Annotated in this window: 13 protein-coding genes and 3 pseudogenes; 9 read left to right on the top strand and 7 right to left on the bottom strand. The window is 46.0% G+C overall.

Going from position 1 to position 16,354, the window contains the following annotated elements:
- Positions 1 to 227: 227 nt before the first annotated feature.
- The 3 genes from M2374_RS17755 to M2374_RS17745 all read left to right on the top strand — a co-directional run bounded on the left by M2374_RS17755 (position 228) and on the right by M2374_RS17745 (position 5,487).
- On the top strand, positions 228 to 2,315 hold the full coding sequence (locus M2374_RS17755) for a TonB-dependent receptor (RefSeq protein ID WP_181688219.1): 2,088 nt from the start codon (positions 228 to 230) through the stop codon (positions 2,313 to 2,315).
- Between the two features lie 268 nt (positions 2,316 to 2,583).
- Positions 2,584 to 3,441, top strand: coding sequence for a protein YibB (gene yibB, locus M2374_RS17750; RefSeq protein WP_181688220.1), 858 nt, complete (start codon positions 2,584 to 2,586; stop codon positions 3,439 to 3,441).
- Positions 3,442 to 3,906: 465 nt separating this feature from the next.
- Complete coding sequence (locus tag M2374_RS17745) at positions 3,907 to 5,487, top strand: phosphoethanolamine transferase (protein ID WP_181688221.1); 1,581 nt, start codon at positions 3,907 to 3,909, stop codon at positions 5,485 to 5,487.
- A 164-nt stretch (positions 5,488 to 5,651) separates the two neighbouring features.
- Here the strand turns inward: M2374_RS17745 and M2374_RS17740 are convergent.
- Positions 5,652 to 5,813 (bottom strand): annotated as a pseudogene (locus tag M2374_RS17740) (NADP-dependent isocitrate dehydrogenase); the annotation flags it as partial.
- A 659-nt stretch (positions 5,814 to 6,472) separates the two neighbouring features.
- Here M2374_RS17740 and M2374_RS17735 point away from each other — a divergent pair.
- The 3 genes from M2374_RS17735 to M2374_RS17725 all read left to right on the top strand — a co-directional run bounded on the left by M2374_RS17735 (position 6,473) and on the right by M2374_RS17725 (position 10,937).
- Entirely contained in the window at positions 6,473 to 6,793 is a 321-nt protein-coding gene (locus M2374_RS17735; RefSeq protein ID WP_249418280.1) for an adhesin biosynthesis transcription regulatory family protein, read from the top strand.
- 198 nt (positions 6,794 to 6,991) lie between these two features.
- Complete coding sequence (locus M2374_RS17730) at positions 6,992 to 8,212, top strand: autotransporter strand-loop-strand O-heptosyltransferase (RefSeq protein ID WP_181688224.1); 1,221 nt, start codon at positions 6,992 to 6,994, stop codon at positions 8,210 to 8,212.
- The gene (locus M2374_RS17725) at positions 8,205 to 10,937 is read left to right on the top strand and encodes an autotransporter outer membrane beta-barrel domain-containing protein (protein ID WP_181688225.1); all 2,733 of its coding nucleotides are present in this window, start codon (positions 8,205 to 8,207) and stop codon (positions 10,935 to 10,937) included. Before M2374_RS17730 ends, M2374_RS17725 begins: the two co-directional genes overlap by 8 nt.
- A gap of 77 nt (positions 10,938 to 11,014) precedes the next feature.
- Here the strand turns inward: M2374_RS17725 and M2374_RS17720 are convergent.
- Positions 11,015 to 11,110: pseudogene (locus tag M2374_RS17720) on the bottom strand (terminase); the annotation flags it as partial.
- Between the two features lie 326 nt (positions 11,111 to 11,436).
- Here M2374_RS17720 and M2374_RS17715 point away from each other — a divergent pair.
- Positions 11,437 to 11,841, top strand: a complete 405-nt coding sequence (locus tag M2374_RS17715; RefSeq protein ID WP_117342950.1) for a DUF1398 family protein — start codon at positions 11,437 to 11,439, stop codon at positions 11,839 to 11,841.
- A 173-nt stretch (positions 11,842 to 12,014) separates the two neighbouring features.
- Here the strand turns inward: M2374_RS17715 and M2374_RS17710 are convergent.
- Positions 12,015 to 12,182: pseudogene (locus tag M2374_RS17710) on the bottom strand (isocitrate/isopropylmalate family dehydrogenase); the annotation flags it as partial.
- A 150-nt stretch (positions 12,183 to 12,332) separates the two neighbouring features.
- On the opposite strand from M2374_RS17710, the gene M2374_RS17705 reads away from it, so the two are divergent.
- Entirely contained in the window at positions 12,333 to 12,674 is a 342-nt protein-coding gene (locus M2374_RS17705; protein WP_249418281.1) for a hypothetical protein, read from the top strand.
- A 431-nt stretch (positions 12,675 to 13,105) separates the two neighbouring features.
- On the opposite strand, the gene M2374_RS17700 is transcribed toward M2374_RS17705, so the two are convergent.
- Both M2374_RS17700 and cspG read right to left on the bottom strand, forming a co-directional pair.
- On the bottom strand, positions 13,106 to 13,318 hold the full coding sequence (locus M2374_RS17700) for a KTSC domain-containing protein (RefSeq protein ID WP_181595513.1): 213 nt from the start codon (positions 13,316 to 13,318) through the stop codon (positions 13,106 to 13,108).
- 411 nt (positions 13,319 to 13,729) lie between these two features.
- Complete coding sequence (gene cspG, locus M2374_RS17695; RefSeq protein WP_048221209.1) at positions 13,730 to 13,942, bottom strand: cold shock protein CspG; 213 nt, start codon at positions 13,940 to 13,942, stop codon at positions 13,730 to 13,732.
- Positions 13,943 to 15,112: 1,170 nt separating this feature from the next.
- Here cspG and M2374_RS22290 point away from each other — a divergent pair.
- Positions 15,113 to 15,229: a YnaM/YnfT family protein gene (locus tag M2374_RS22290; RefSeq protein ID WP_275051828.1), complete on the top strand. Its 117-nt coding sequence runs from the start codon at positions 15,113 to 15,115 to the stop codon at positions 15,227 to 15,229.
- A 234-nt stretch (positions 15,230 to 15,463) separates the two neighbouring features.
- On the opposite strand, the gene M2374_RS17690 is transcribed toward M2374_RS22290, so the two are convergent.
- Both M2374_RS17690 and M2374_RS17685 read right to left on the bottom strand, forming a co-directional pair.
- Positions 15,464 to 15,841, bottom strand: a complete 378-nt coding sequence (locus tag M2374_RS17690) for a DUF1353 domain-containing protein (protein ID WP_259155295.1) — start codon at positions 15,839 to 15,841, stop codon at positions 15,464 to 15,466.
- Positions 15,834 to 16,354 (bottom strand): DUF4376 domain-containing protein (locus M2374_RS17685; RefSeq protein WP_259155294.1); only part of this gene is annotated, 521 nt, incomplete at its 5' end. The genes M2374_RS17685 and M2374_RS17690, both read right to left, overlap by 8 nt.

The following is a 16,354-nucleotide window of genomic DNA, read 5'->3' as shown; positions in this document are numbered from 1 at the left end:
TCTCTATTATTCAATCTCATATTAAATGAATATTAATAATTACCGTAAAAACTACTCACGCGTTTTGTCATTACTCCCTATCTAAAATTAGTGACAATTTATGTATATTTATTCAAGAAATATACAGAGAGTGACAAGTTATGTAAATTTGTAATGATAATTATTTGTATTATCATTTTCATCAATTATCTTACTGCCTTTGAATTTTTAACAAAGGAAGTTTGACTATGCGTTTAAAACCTGTTGCCTCTGTCGTTCTGTCCTGCCTTGGATTCAGCGGTACTTATGCCTTCGCCGATGATGTCATGGTCGTGACCGCGTCGGGTTACGAAAAAAAGATCACCAACGCGGCTGCCAGCGTGTCGGTTATTTCTCAACAAGAATTACAAACCAATAAATATAATGACTTAGGTGAAGCCCTGCGCTCCGTTGAAGGGGTTGATGTTGAAAGCAACACCGGTAAAACCGGCGGTCTGGAGGTCAGTATTCGCGGCATGCCTGCCAGCTATACGCTGATCCTGATAGACGGTATTCGTCAAAATGGCAGCAGTGACGTGACGCCCAACGGCTTCTCTGCCATGAACACCAGTTTTATGCCTCCGCTGGCAGCCATCGATCATATTGAAGTGATCCGCGGTCCCATGTCGACGCTGTACGGTTCAGATGCTATCGGCGGTGTCGTTAACATCATTACCAAGAGAAGTACGGACAAATGGAGCACGTCCATTAATACCGGCGTTAACCTGCAAGAAAGCAATAAATGGGGTAACAGCACGGTAGCCAACTTCTGGTCAAGCGGCCCGCTAATTGCTGGTGTACTGGACATGCAGGTACGCGGCAGCACGACACAACGACAAGGCTCCAGCGTCACCTCTCTGAGCGATACCACATCGACGCGCGTGCCATATCCAACGGAATCTGAAAACTACAACATCGGTACCCGTCTGGACTGGAAAACCGGCGCAAATAATACGCTGTGGCTGGATCTCGACTCCGCCAGACAGCGCTATGACAATGATGATGGGCAGTTGGGTAATCTCACCGGCGGATACGATAAAACCCTGCGCTATGAACGTAATAAGGTCACGCTGGGTCACGATACCGCATTAACATTTGGTACCTGGAAATCCTCCGTGGGCTGGAATGAAACCGAGAACAAAGGCCGCCAACTAGTCTCATCCGCACTCACGCCAGAAAACGCGGGCCGGGCCGGTGACGCTCGTGAACTGAAAAATACCAACGTCATCCTGGACTCGGTCCTGCTGACGCCATTGGGTGATTCGCATCTGCTTACTCTCGGCGGAGAATACTGGGATGCCCGCATGAAAGACGGGGTGGTGCTGGCCAATACCGGTGAGACATTCCACCAGAAAACCTGGGCGACCTACGCGGAAGATGAGTGGCATATTCTCGACTCGCTGGCGTTGACCGCAGGCACTCGCTATGAGCATAACGATGTCTTTGGCGGACACCTTAGCCCACGAGCTTACATGGTGTGGGACGTATCGGAAGAATGGACCCTGAAAGGTGGCGTCACAACCGGATACAAAGCCCCGTCACTCAGCCAGTTGCACAACGGCATCAGCGGTGTGACCGCTCAGGGAACCGTCAATACGGTCGGCAACCCCGACCTTAAACCCGAAGAAAGCACCAGCTATGAAACCGGGTTGTACTATGAGAACGACGCGGGGCTGAACGCCAACGTTACTGGCTTCTACACCGAATACAAAAATAAAATTGTCTCGTATTCCATCGATGACAATACCAACAGCTATACCAACAGCGGCAAGGCGAGAACGGACGGCGTTGAATTCGCCAGCACCTTCCCGCTTTGGTCTGACGTGCTGAGCTTATCGCTCAACTACACCTATACCCAGAGCAAACAAAAAGATGGCGAAAACAAAGGCGCACCGCTGAGCTATACCCCCAAACATATGGCTAACGCCCGTTTGAACTGGCAGGCAACCGAAGATATGAATGCCTGGTTAAGCGCACGCTATCGTGGTAAAGCCCCACGCTTTACCGAAAACTATGACAACCTTAGTGCAGTCCAAAAAGCCGTGTACGATGATAAAGGGGCCAATTTAAAAGCCTGGACCGTTCTCGATATGGGCATGTCCTATAAGCTGACCAAGGAGCTGACGCTGAATACGGCGATAAATAACGTGTTAGATAAAGACTTTAGCGACGTCACACTGTATCAGGTCGGCCGCAGCAGCACCTACGCGGGCGACTACTTCCAGACCGCACAATCCACAACCGGATACGTCAATCCGGGCCGCAACTACTGGGTGTCGTTAAACTACCAGTTCTAATTGGTTTTTCACCTACAGGCCGGGCTATAACGAATCGCCCGGCCTCTTTCTGATGTTGTCTCTGCACCTGCAAACAGTCCGTAAAATCACAGAATATATTCACTGCTGTCAACTACCAGAATTTTAGATCAACACGCGTATCACTTACTGTATGGATTTCAACTTCCTGTTTGGCGTGGGGACTGATAAACTGTGTCTAAAAATGTCAGACTTATTATTTTTATATAATTACCTACTGGATAAGTACAAAGTACGCAGGTTGACGGAAATGGATTCATCGATAACTATCGTTACAGCATTTTTTGATATTGGACGAGGTAACTGGACAGCCAATAAAGGTTTCTCGCCACATTTAGAGAGAACGCCTGAAACTTACATTGATTATTTTAAAAACTTATCCACTCTGGATAACGAAATGATCATTTTTACCTCTTGCGACCTTAAACCAGCAATTGAAAAAATTAGAGCGGGTAAAAAAACCACAGTTGTTACCTTTGACATTAACACTAAGTTCACTGCAATTCGGCAAAAAATTCACGACATCCAAAAAGATGATGCTTTCAGAAACAGACTTGAAACGCGCCAGCTAATAAACCCTGAATATTGGTCCGCTGAGTACGTGCTGGTGTGTAACCTGAAAGCTTATTTCATAAACAAAGCGTTAGAGATGAATCTTGTTAACAATGAGATGGTTGCCTGGATTGATTTCGGCTATTGCCGTAACCCGGAAGTCACAAACGGTTTATCCTTATGGAATTATCCATTTGATAAACGTAAAGTAAATTTATTCACAGTTAAACGTGGTCTAAACCCCAAATCCATTGATCATGTTTTTGAACACATGATCAATAATCGCTCTTATATTATTGGCGGTGCCATCGTTGCGACACAAGAAAAATGGCAAGCGTTTTATAAACTGGTACGCCGCTGCCAAATAAAGACCCTTAGAAATAAAATAGTTGATGATGATCAAGGGATTTTCATCATGTGCCATTACTTAAACCCGGAGTTGACAAAGCTAAACTACCTTGGAAAAAACAGATGGTTTTATTTGTTCAAAATGTACGGTAAAAAAGATCTAAAAAGCAGATTGCTACGCCTAAAAGTGTTGCTTCGTGGCAAATAAAAACTCACCGTCCCTGCGACACAATCAACCGGCTCCGAGCAGTAACATGGCCGGAAGATCTTGGGGAATATCCATTTATACATATATATGATGTTAGCTGATCCAGTCCAAAAACTGTATAGTATTAAATCAGCCAAGCTTATTTCTTACAGGAACGGAATGCTTTCATCAGAGTGATGTGCTTGTGCCCGCACGCCTGAATGCCAGCCAGTGATTAGATTAACGCGTTGAGGCATGCGTTCTGTTTCATAACTAACGGGATAAGCAGAATAAAAACTAAATAATTCGAGTTACATTGACGTTACGGGTACTCAGCCGTAGGCAGGCCTACACGAGTCGTAGCCATATCACTTATTCATCAGTACACAGTTGCATAAATAAACACAAAAGAGCGAACAAGCTAGAGACAATTTCGCTACATACGCTTTACTCTAATTTAAAAATCGGATCAGTTAATTATAAATTATGTTCATCCAACTTAGACTTAAAACAGCTGAAAAGGTTTCGCGACTATCTGAAGCTTCCCCACTCATTATTTCCGTGCTAATAGTTTTTGGTGTTAATATTTTAACTGCGAAATATAACGCGGTAATCAACCGGACGCTAGTATTTATATTGATCATGTTTTCATTGCGATGCATACAGCATAATTTACTGAGAAATACTCTGGCCGTTGTGATTTTGATCCCCGTTGCATTGGACACTACGATTCAATTATATGCCTGGCATAACTTTAGAACAGAATTTAGCTATGGTTTCGCGCTAAGTATTTTGGATACTACGCCGAGTGAGGCCAAAGGGATGCTCGGGTTATACTGGCGCGATTGTCTTTCGTTTGTCACGTTAGCAGCATTTTTTATATATGCGGCGAATACTGGAGCAAACCTGATACCGTATCGATTTCATCGCTATCCCCCTATTCTTCTTGCTATAACCATCATTGCATTTGTTGGCCAGGCATATCTACACCAAATAAGGAAAAGTAATGTTGAAAGCCTGATGCAACGAGTCCTGTCTGCCACTCCCCTCAGTACCGGAAAAGTGTTTATGCAGGCAATACAGGATATCTCTATCATGTCTGATATCGGTAACAATATACCAGATTATAAAATTACTTTAACCGATACCGGCATTGAAAACTATGTACTTATTATTGGAGAGTCTGCACGTACGGTAAATATGGGGCTCTATGGCTATCCAAGAGATACAACGCCTGAACTCATCAAGCAAAAACATCAGCTTTTGCTGTTTCAAAACGCGATTGCCCCGGCACCGGTGACCATTATGGCTGTCCCAATGGCAATGACAGCGGATTCCGTGAACGCCCACGATCCTCGAAAATATAGCGATAATGTTATCAATATCAGTAACAAAGCTGGTTACGATACTTATTGGTATAGTCGTCAAGGAAAAGGGGGGGCGCATAACAATATTATTACCGGGATTGCCATGAACGCCCATCAGCAAGAATGGGTGGATCATGGCTATGATGAGGCCTTACTGCCATTATTGCAAAATGCCTTACAGAAGCCCGGTAAGAAACTAATTGTGCTGCATCTCTATGGCAGCCATGAACCATCCTGTGAGCGTTTTCCTGAAAGTAGTACTATATTAGCCGGGGAAAGTCAGGCTGATGATTGTTACGACAACTCTATTCGTTATACTGACACACTTATGGGCAACATATTTAGTGCACTGCAAAATACCCGCTCATCTGTAATGTATTTTTCCGATCATGCACTGATCCGAGACCCCAAGCGCGCAGTCGTTTATTCACACGGTGGCGTCACACCGCCAAAAGAGGCGCTGCATATTCCGATGTTTATCTGGTACAGCCAACTGGTTGATGCAAAAACTAAACTCACTGGGGATTATCGTACCCAGTGGTCTTCCGATGATCTTAATACGCTTGCGGAGTTGTGGCTGGGTATTCATCGTCAGGGTGCGCCAATCAATACGCTGAGTTCCTGGTTAATGAATTACGATAAAACTATTTTCATCATGGATACCACGGGTAAACAGTATGAATGGCGAAATGTCCGTTGATACACGTCGTTGAAAAATCAGCATGCCCGCAATAGATATCCTCCAGGTTAGTCCTGTCTATTGATCAGATAGCCGGATTAAGAAACAGAGCCTATTTGGGGTTTTCCATAGATAAAAAAACGGGAGCCCATCGGCTCCCGTTCTCATACAACCCAGAGTCTGGATTACATGTTTTCGATGATAGCGTCACTAAACTCTGGACATTTCAGCAGATTAGCGCCGTCCATCAGAGGTTCGAAGTCATAGGTTACGGTCTTGGCGTTAATCGCGCCGTCCATACCTTTAACGATCAGGTCAGCCGCTTCAGTCCAACCCATGTGGGGCAGTCATTATTTCATTAAATTACTCATGATGAAGTAAAAAACTCATAGATTCATCTCCTGTTAACTCCAGGAGTGGCGCAGTTCCTATGAAGTTATTTAAACCTCCACACTCTGTCGTTGGGGAGTAATCTTCATCGCTGAAGGTCAGTATATATTCATATCAGCAATTAAACACGTTTAGTCAAAGCAGTGACGTGGTTGGAATTGTCGTACTTATCACCCTGCACGGTTTGGTAATCCCCTGAAGATTTCTTTGTTAAATTGTGAAAATAGTTAATACAACGCTATATAGTTTAAAGCAACATTGTTCCTTGAGAAAATTAAGCATCTGATGATATCTCAAAAAATAATCACATTGTTTACCATTTTCATAGATAAGCCATATTTGAAATGTTGCTAATTTCAAAAAACAAAACAAATTCAACATTGTTAAAAAAAGATGATAATTCCAATAAAATACATTTTTGCAAAATAATATTTTGAATAACCAACATTAATTAGCATAAAAATATACTATTATTTATAATGTCAGATTTTTACACTACTAGTTTTTGTTTTTTCTTGAAATTCACTTTGGTATACTTCCAACCGCTCCCGGATGGTATTGTTTTTAATGATAACAGTCCTTGTTATGAATTAGATAATGCTTAATGGAGACGAAGGTGGAATACATAAAAGAACATAGCCAGCAACCTCAGCAGGGCTCTTTCCTGGAAAAAAAGAATCATATTCTTCCTTCAGGAAATATGTCTGATGATGAGTTCTGGTTTCTGATCGAACTGACCCCCATCCGCAGCGATAAAATCATCAGGGCGTTGCACGATTATTTTGTATTGAATCGCCCAAGATCTCACTGTTGCGATAAACATGGTGTTAGCAATGGCTACTTTGGGGTATGCATCAGCAGATTTGAGCATGTCATCCAGGTTGTTAATGCGCTACTTAATTATTATAAGATATCAAAAAACGAAACAACCGAATGAATTCCCTGCGTAACCATTCAATATTTTCGAGTAATGCAGTGAGTTTTAAGAGCATCTCAAATTTGTAACCGGTAGACGATATTAAAATCATTACACATCCTGGGTGCATGAGGTTGCGGATACTGTTGTCAGTTTTCCGCAACTAATACTTAATAATTTCTGTACTTTTCAACGCTTATATATTTTTAAGGTGGGAATATGTCAACGCTGAAGAATACATTTTTTATCCCTCCTCCTGATATTCCAACGCAGGCCGGACCTGAAAATATCTTTTATGATTTTAATGATGGCGCTCGTGTTCTGCTTCCTGAAGGGAAATGGCACGTACGTTTGCTTGATGCCGACTCCGATAACATTCTTTTCTGCTGCGATGCAGATAACGGGTGGGTGACTAGTAGTAAGAAATATTTTGTGCGCTTCCGCATTCAGGTATTCCGTCAGGGGGAAGAGACTCCCCTGCTGGATGAAACCCTGAAATTAAAAGACCGGCCTGTGCTGATTTCATTCCCCACCGGGACGTTAGGCGACCTGCTCGGCTGGTTTCCTTATGTCGAACGCTTCCAGACTCTGCACAAGTGCCAGTTGGAGTGCACGATGGCACAGGACATTATCGACCTGCTGGCACCTCAGTACCCGCAGATACAGTTTTCCACGCCGGATAATCCACGCACGGTAGCGCCTTACGCAACTTACCGCGTAGGTCTCTACTTTGGTGGCGATACAGATAATCAGCCCGTGGATTTTCGCAAAGTCGGTTTCCATCGTTCTGCAGGCTACATTCTGGGCGTTGACCCGCGTGAAGCCCCCGTCCGACTTGACTTGTCTGCACCCCGGGTTATCCAGGAGCCTTATGTGTGTATCGCCACACAGTCCACCTGTCAGGCGAAGTACTGGAACAACGGCACTGGTTGGAGTGAGGTTGTCGCACACCTGAAATTACTGGGTTACCGGGTACTGTGCATTGACCGGGATGCCCATTACGGCCAGGGCTTTGTCTGGAATCACATTCCCTGGGGAGCCGAAGACTTTACCGGCAAGCTCCCCCTTCAGGAACGGGTGAACCTCCTTCGCCATGCCAGCTTCTTCATTGGCCTGCCAAGCGGCCTGTCATGGCTGGCATGGGCTGCCCGTATTCCGGTGGTGCTGATAAGTGGCTTCAGCCTCCCGAACAGCGAATTTTATACCCCGTGGCGGGTATTTAACCCCCATGGCTGCTATGGATGCTGGGACGATACATCGCTGAATTTTGACCACCACGATTTTCTGTGGTGCCCGAGACATAAAAACACCGACCGGCAATTTGAATGTACCCGACTGATAACCGGCGCCCAGGTCAATGGCGTCATCAATAAACTTCACCGTTCTTTAACTGAACAGGGTGTTGAGGCCACCCTGAAAAAAGGAGTAAGCAATGAATAAGGTTTATAACACTGTCTGGAATGAATCCACAGGAACGTGGGTCGTAACCTCAGAACTGACCCGTAAAGGGGGCCGACGCCCCCGTCAAATCAAGCGAACCGCGCTGGCAGGGCTGATTGCGGGCCTGCTTATGCCGTCACAGCCCGTGCTGGCGGCGACCTACGACAATCAGACGCTGGAGAGTGGCGGAGCAAACTCATCCATGGTTTTGAATGCTAATGATACGGCAACAAATACCACCATTAACTACGGCGGGGTTCAGCTTGTTTCCAGCGGCGGCAGTGCCACGGACACCATCATTAATAACGGTGGGTATCAGTCTGTTTCCAGCGGTGGAAGCGCCACTAGTACCACCATCAACAGCGGCGGTGACCAGAAAGTTTACAGCGGCGGCAGTGCCATGAACACCATAATTAACAGCGGTGGAGACCAGTATGTCTACAACGGTGCTAATGCATTGAACGCCTCGGTCGAAAACGGTGGGCGACAGTTTGTCTCCAGTGGCGGCATCGCCAAGGCGACTTCTGTTAATAGCGGTGGTCGCCAGTATGTCCGTGACGGCGGCAGTGCCACGGACACCGTGCTTAACAATACTGGGCGTCAGTTTGTCTCCAGCGGTGGTAGTGCCACTAACACTACAATTAATTCCGGTGGGCAACAGATTGTCAGTACCGGCGGCAGTGCCACTAACGCTACAATTAATTCCGGTGGGGGGCAGTTTATCTACGGCGGAAGTGCCACGGGCACCTCTATTAACAACGGTGGGGTTCAGCATGTTTCCATCGATAGTAGTAGCGGAAGTGGCGGAAGTGCCACGAGTACCATCATCAACAGCGGCGGGGTTCAGTTCGTCTCCAGCGGCGGTAGTGCCACTAGTACCACCATCAACAACGGCGGCGTCCAGCTCGTCTCCAGCGGCGGTAGTGCCACTAGTACCACCATCAACAGCGGCGGGACGCTGGATATTCGCAGCGGCGGTGTGCTCTACGGCACCACCACCCTGACTGATAAAGGGACGCTGGTCGGTGACGTAGTCACAAATGAAGGCAACCTGTATTACCTCAACAACAGTGCTGCAGCCTTTGCAGGTACCCTGACGGGGACCGGTACCCTGACACAGGAAGGAGGAAACACCCGCTTCAGCGGTCTGTTGTCTCAGGACGGTGGGATTGTCCTTAAGAGTGGCGGTGCCATGACGATGGATGCCCTTCAGGCTAAAGCCAATGTGACGACACAATCAGGCACCACCCTGACTCTGGATAACGGGACTATCCTGACGGGGAACGTTGCAGGAGACAGCACCGGCGCAGGTGACATGGCGATTAAAGGTGCATCTGTCTGGCATCTCGATGGTGACTCCACTGTCGGCGCATTAACGCTGGATAACGGGACCGTTGATTTCCGTCCGTCAACAACCACGCGTCTGACACCAGCCTTCCAGGCGGTTTCGCTGTCGCTCGGGAGCCTGTCGGGTAGCGGGACATTCCGGATGAACACTGATATCGCGTCGCATACCGGAGATATGCTGAATGTCGCGGGCAACGCCAGTGGTAACTTTGTGCTGGATATCAAAAATACCGGCCGGGAGCCAGTATCCGCTGGTGCGCCACTTCAGTTGGTGCAGACCGGTGGCGGTGACGCCGCGTTTACCCTGAAAGGCGGGAAAGTCGATGCTGGTACCTGGGAATACAGCCTGAGCAAGGAAAATACCAACTGGTATCTGAAGACTGACACCCCACCTCCGGTTACTCCGCCGACCACCCCGGATGCAGGTAACCCGGATGCAGGTGTGCCGTCTCCTGCACATCGCACAACAAAATCTGCCGACGCGGTACTGGGCATGGCGACAGCACCGGCATACGTCTTCAACAGCGAACTGCAGAATCTGCGTTTCCGTCACGGTGACGTGATGCAGAACACCCGTGCGCCAGGAGGAGTATGGGGCCGTTATACAGGTTCAGATAACCGCATCAGCGGCGGGGCCAGCTCAGGCTATTCTCTGACCCAGAACGGTTTCGAAACTGGTGGCGACAAGGTCTTTGAGCTGGGTGACAGCCATTTAGCTGTGGGTGCTTTCTTCTCTTACACCGACAACAGCATTAAGCATGCCCGTGGTGGAAAAAGTACGATCGACAGCACAGGCGGTGGTTTGTATGCAACCTGGTTTGATAATGACGGCTACTACGTGGACGGGGTTATCAAATTCAACCGCTTTAGTAATGAGCTGCGCACCTGGATGAGTGACGGCTCGGCGGTGAAGGGAGATTACAGCCAGAATGGTTTTGGCGGCAGTCTCGAAGCTGGTAAGACCTTCAGCCTGAATGAGAATACATGGGCGCAGCCATACGTGCGGACAACGGCGTTCCGGGCAGATGAGAAGGATATCAGCCTGAATAACGGCATGAAAGCCAGCATCGGGGCAACCAAGTCTTTGCAGGCCGAGACCGGTGTGAATCTGGGTATGAATCTTGACGTTGCCGGAAAAACAGTCAAACCGTACCTCAAGGCTGCAGTCAGCCACGAGTTTTCGGACAACAACAAGGTGCAGATCAACAACCGCTATGACTTTACCAACGATATCTCAGGCACGACAGGTAAATACGGTGTCGGGGTGAGTGCCCAGTTGACACCAAACGCAGGGGTGTGGGCTGAGGCAAACTACCAGAAAGGAGAGAATATCGAGTCTCCGGTAACCGGTAGCGTAGGTTTCCGCATCAACTTCTAACCAGCGATGGAAACGACAGCCACATCTGTGGCTGTCTCCCCTTCGACTGAACATTCACGCCATGAGCGGTGCCGGTCATTTTTAATGCACACCGCAATGGTCTGACGATGCACATCAGACAATGTGGCCAGTTGGCTAACATTTAGTTGTAAGTTTTTTAGTTCACAATCCATAGTTCACCCCAGGAAAAAACTTGCATCCTGCGAGCACCTTTTAAAAACGGCGTCAGTGATGAACAAAGCGCACATATTCGACACTATGAAATTTATCTCATTAAATATCAATAAATTATACTAACAGTGATGGCCGATGAAAATGCAAAAACCAGCCTTGCTACGCGCCGCACCCGCCCCGTAGCAAGGCCCCCCTACTGGGAGAACCCTTAATCGTCCCATAACCTCGCTATCCGCACCACACCAAGAGATCTGACCAGATTGAAGCGACAAAACTGATCGTGCACACTACACGCTCTCATAACTAACAATAGGTTATAACCCTGATGGATCAGGTTACTGTTCTTGAAAAGATGTTTGAGCAAGTGAGAAAGGAACATAATTTTTCGTGGTTTTACTCTGAACTTAAACGCCAGAATATTGCTCATTATATTTACTACCTGGCTACTGATAACATCAGAGCTGTTACAGCGAATGATGAAGTAATATTAATAAGAGGGAAAAGAGATTTATTAAAAGTCAGTACAACCAAGGACCCTGAACAAGTAAAAAAAGCGGCCCAGACACATATTTCCGGGGAATCCACATTTCGGGAATATATTACAACACTTGTTAGTGCTGGCGTTTTCCGATGGGTTACTGATGTCAATGATAACAAACGGTATTACTACTCTGTCGACGATACACTTTTATACATGGAAGATGTCGAGAACAACAATCCATTAATATAATGATAATTAAACTAACAGTCCGGTTTCTTCCCCCCTGGCACCGGATAAGCTGGCATAAGTGCCAAACCTGGTTTTGGGGAAACGTTTTGGCGAGAGTTTTGGGGAAGGAATTTTACAGGTATAAAAAAACGGGAACCTCTCGGCTCCCGTTCTCATACAACCCAGAATGTGGATTACATGTTTTCGATGATCGCGTCACCAAACTCTGAACATTTCAGCAGTTTAGCGCCATCCATCAGACGTTCGAAGTCATAGGTTACGGTCTTGGCGTTGATCGCGCCTTCCATACCTTTAACAATCAGGTCAGCCGCTTCAACCCAACCCATGTGGCGCAGCAGTAGATTTAGCAATTTATTATATCCAATTGAATTAAAGCGCTTTTATGCTTAAAAAGCATCTAGCCTTGTTTTTTTGCCTTCATCATAACTCGCTGATTTTGTATAGTTTACGTAGCGTTTTGATAACCACTTTAGGGCTAAATGGAGGTTCGTTTGAAAACTTCTGTTCTCATTCAGAAATTAATCGAGATTGACAAAACTGTGCCATTCGATGCGGACGTAGTGACCGGCGAGGAATGGTGGCCAACTCCGATTTCTCGTGTTTATCACAATCCGCCACATACCTATGTAGAGTTTGAAACAGGTGAACAATCGCAAGATGCTCCTGACGAGCTAAGTATGTATAGCGAATTAGAAATTCGTGCACATCAAATGATGCAAATTAGAGATTTTGTGCAATCTAACAAGGGACTGAAACCTGAAGAAATTGTTTCGGAAATAAACGTTCAAATTGATCGTCTGAGAGCGATGGCCGAGGCGATTTTGAAACAATAATTCATGTTCTATGTTCTTCATACCGGCGGTGGGTTCAACTCCCGCCAGCCCACCAATCATGATTGGACAGTGCTAGGACAGCGCTAGAAAAAACAGGAAATTAGCAGTCTCAGCAGGACACCGACCAGACGGTGAGGAGACAAAAAGACTTGCTCCCCGCTGTTCAACTCTGACTGTCGTTAGCAACGTCCGCTCCTGTCACTTTGCTGCAATTCAGAGCGGTAGCTTTAAGACTTTGAGCGAAGGCCATAAGATAGTACTTATAATTGAAATTTAACAGAAAGGTCCTTCTGCTGGCAGTTTTTCGCTATTTAACGCTTAACTTTATCGCGTAGTGCGCCGTTAAAGTTTGGAGGTTAAGTCGTCTCTAAACTTACCAGTCAGGCCTCCCGGTGGGGCTTTTGCTTTTGTTAGACTTTATTTTTAAAGACTCAACCTTTTTTTCGGCAAAGGTATTTACCTTTAATTACACCATCATAAAAACGGCCTTTGGATTTTGCTGTTAGAAAGTCATTATGAGTTTTTTCAGACACTTTAATGAATTGATAGGCTACTGAATCTACAAAAGCCACCTCCAGCACTTTTTCTGATGAATAATAACTTATGGATTTGATTCTTGATGATATGACATTCTGAAAGTGCATATTATTTCCTCATTGTTAACATCTTTTCTAACCCATAGTACACCCATAGGTGTCTTTCAGGGTTGTTTCACAAAATTATTTTTTTGGTGAAGCGATTGTCAAAGACACCTGCACCGGTTGACTTATGAATCATGAATATTATTATCTCTCCGTCTTGTTAAACAAACTTATGGAGGACAGGTGTTGGGCTGGAAATTACTAATTGGCTTTCTTTTTGTCGCCATCATTGGGTTTGCACTATTTGGTTTCATTTTTTCACTCCAGCAACTGCAGTAAAATGGCAGTCACCCTTGCTACATGCCATCCATGAAAAACAAAAACCCGCTCAGGGCGGGTTTTTTATCACGTTCGCTTATCTGCTCAGGCCAGTGCCGTCATCGATGTCGTAAGCGTCTGTGTCGTTATCGGCAATTAAAGCGCGACTACGTTTCCGGCAGCCGGACCTTTGGCACCATTCTCAATCGAGAACTCAACCTTCTGGCCTTCCTCGAGCGTTTTATAATCATTGCTCTGAATGGCAGAGAAATGAACAAAAACATCTTTGCTGCCGTCAGCTGGCGTAATGAAGCCGAAACCTTTGTCAGAGTTAAACCATTTTACTAAACCAGTCATTTTATTCGACATAGATACTTCCTTTAATTTTCTTGAGCCACATGTTGTGGCGAACATGGCCTGCTTGCAGATGAGGACTTATTGGGCACTTAGGAGGAGGCTCACGCAGAAGAGTATCTAAGGATAACGCTTGAAATGAGGACTGCTTTACTAAAACTGCTTTCATAAGGTCTGTATGCCAAACCGATAAGGCATGATGGACTCTTACGGAGCAATAATCAAGGTTAGTTTTGTCAATGATTTGTCTGGAAATTTACAATTGAAAGGGGGTAATCTTAAAAGCCCTGACCATTGCAGCCAGGGCTTTTAAGGTACTACAAACTTCAGATTTAACATTAATGGACTTAGTAAAGTGATACTGCTATTTATACTGCTTTTAAATGTACCCGTTAACTACAGATAATATAGGGTATTAATACTAAAAGACCTCCCTCTATTTATCTCGTTATACAACTGCCTGCGCTTTTAAAATCTAAGCGTGGCAACTCAAACAAGCACATCCCCCATCGCGACATATACTCTTTGATGCGTTGCCCTTTGCCAGCAGGGTTAAAAAACAAACAAAACCGCCAGCATGAACTCAAAAAAACAAGGCCTTACATCGTCGCGCTAACACTACCATTTTGCGAACCAGCACAAATACTACAAGGCCTGAAAGCAAACTACACCCAAACAACAAACTTCGTGGCCTGTAAAACAAAATGGCTTTCCCAGTACTTCTTACTTTTCACTAACTTACCAACTACTTTCATTGTGCTGCTTAGTAGTAATTTACTCATTTTAGATTTAAGATCAATACTGTTTTTTAAAGCATGTTTTTATTTACAGCAATAGTGACTGTGCGGTACCCAGCTACTCATTGTATCGACCTACTAGCAACGTCCGCTTTGATACATAGCAGCCTTCAAGATGACAGTATACGGTTACGGATGTTAAAATCATCTCACTACAACCAAAAATACATTTAAAAACAATCTGTTAGAGTTGACTTTTATATCTACATTCTGTACGGAGACGCTTTGGGGAATTACTGAGGTGAAACTATTAACAGATCACATTCTACATTTTGCAACGGTGGGTTGCAGTTAATACCGTCTTGAATATCCATCACAATAATTCTCAGGAACTTTTTACCTCTTCAGTAGTCTAATAAATTGAATCCATCGAACATAAAGAAACGTTATGATAACCAGCCTTTCATTGATTTTTGCAGTAATTTCCGCTCTGTGCATCATGTTGTACGCTACGGTAAAAGTAGGGGTTGGGTTGTCTAACAATCCAGACCGAAATGATAATTAACCCCTCCAACCGCAGTGACGCTCTTGCAGATGACGTGACTGCGACTCCCTGTGACTAAATCCCCACTCATCACCTGCAACCATCTAATTTCAATCAGCATTTCTTTTCATTTTCTCTGCCTCTGAAAAAATTCATTGTTCCGTTCATGGTGCAACCGTCCCCTTAGGACGTAACGCCCGCGGTTCCTGTTCTGCTGTGCCCTGATTCATATCCCGGATATGTGAATTCTTGAAATCACATTGTCTTTTGATGTGACAGTTCGTAGTTGCCCCGCCCGAAGAGACGTACAGTGCAGTACATCATCAGACGCCGCCAGCGCGGTACACCCAGTACGGCCATTCCATCCAGGAAAATCCTGTCAGCCGCCCTTTTCGTCCGGAGCCCGTTCTCATACATCCAGTCATGAATGATGGCAGCTTTCGCATAACGACCATGTGGCGGGAACACTGACCAGAGAAGGCGCGGTACGCTGGCCAGGTCGGTAACGTACCCTGCGGGGACATGTATCACATCATCCGGGCTGTCCGTCAGCCAGAATTCAAACGGCTCAACCAGACGCCAGCGATAATCATCGAGCATTTCCAGCACGGCAGGAGTCGTAAATTTACTCACTGTCCACCTCCGGCCATCCCACCGGATACGAGCGAATTGCCTCAAGTGTATCGAGCGCAGCAACCTCTTCCTTCATCTGTCGCTGGCGTTCGTGGATCCGGAACCCCTCAACGACCATCGCCTGCGTCATTGCCCCCGCAAGCTGCACAAGCTCTTCAGTCGTTAACTCAACATCATGGTTGTCTGCATCCGTCCAGAAAAAACCGGGCGGCAACGTGCCTGCCTGTGCTGCCGCAATAACCGGAGACAAACGGGACTGAGACGCTTTGCCGCCGTCCCACGCATGCCCATTAAATTCAAAAATGACACTGCTGTTCTCCTGCTTATCACGCCAGGCATTAATCTCCTGCTTTTTAACCTCTCTGGCAGTGGCTAACATATCCAGCGTTACCGTAAATGGGCTGATTTCACCGAACTCGCCACTCATCAGGGATATCCATACAGCGCGCCCCGTTGCTGCCGTATCATTATCCACTGCACGGTAAAACGCCGCTGCACCGACAGGGGGATCCC

The sequence above is a fragment of the Citrobacter sp. JUb117 genome (assembly GCF_024809055.1).
GTDB classification, from domain to species: domain Bacteria; phylum Pseudomonadota; class Gammaproteobacteria; order Enterobacterales; family Enterobacteriaceae; genus Citrobacter; species Citrobacter gillenii.
This window is presented reverse-complemented; position numbering and strand designations above follow the sequence as displayed.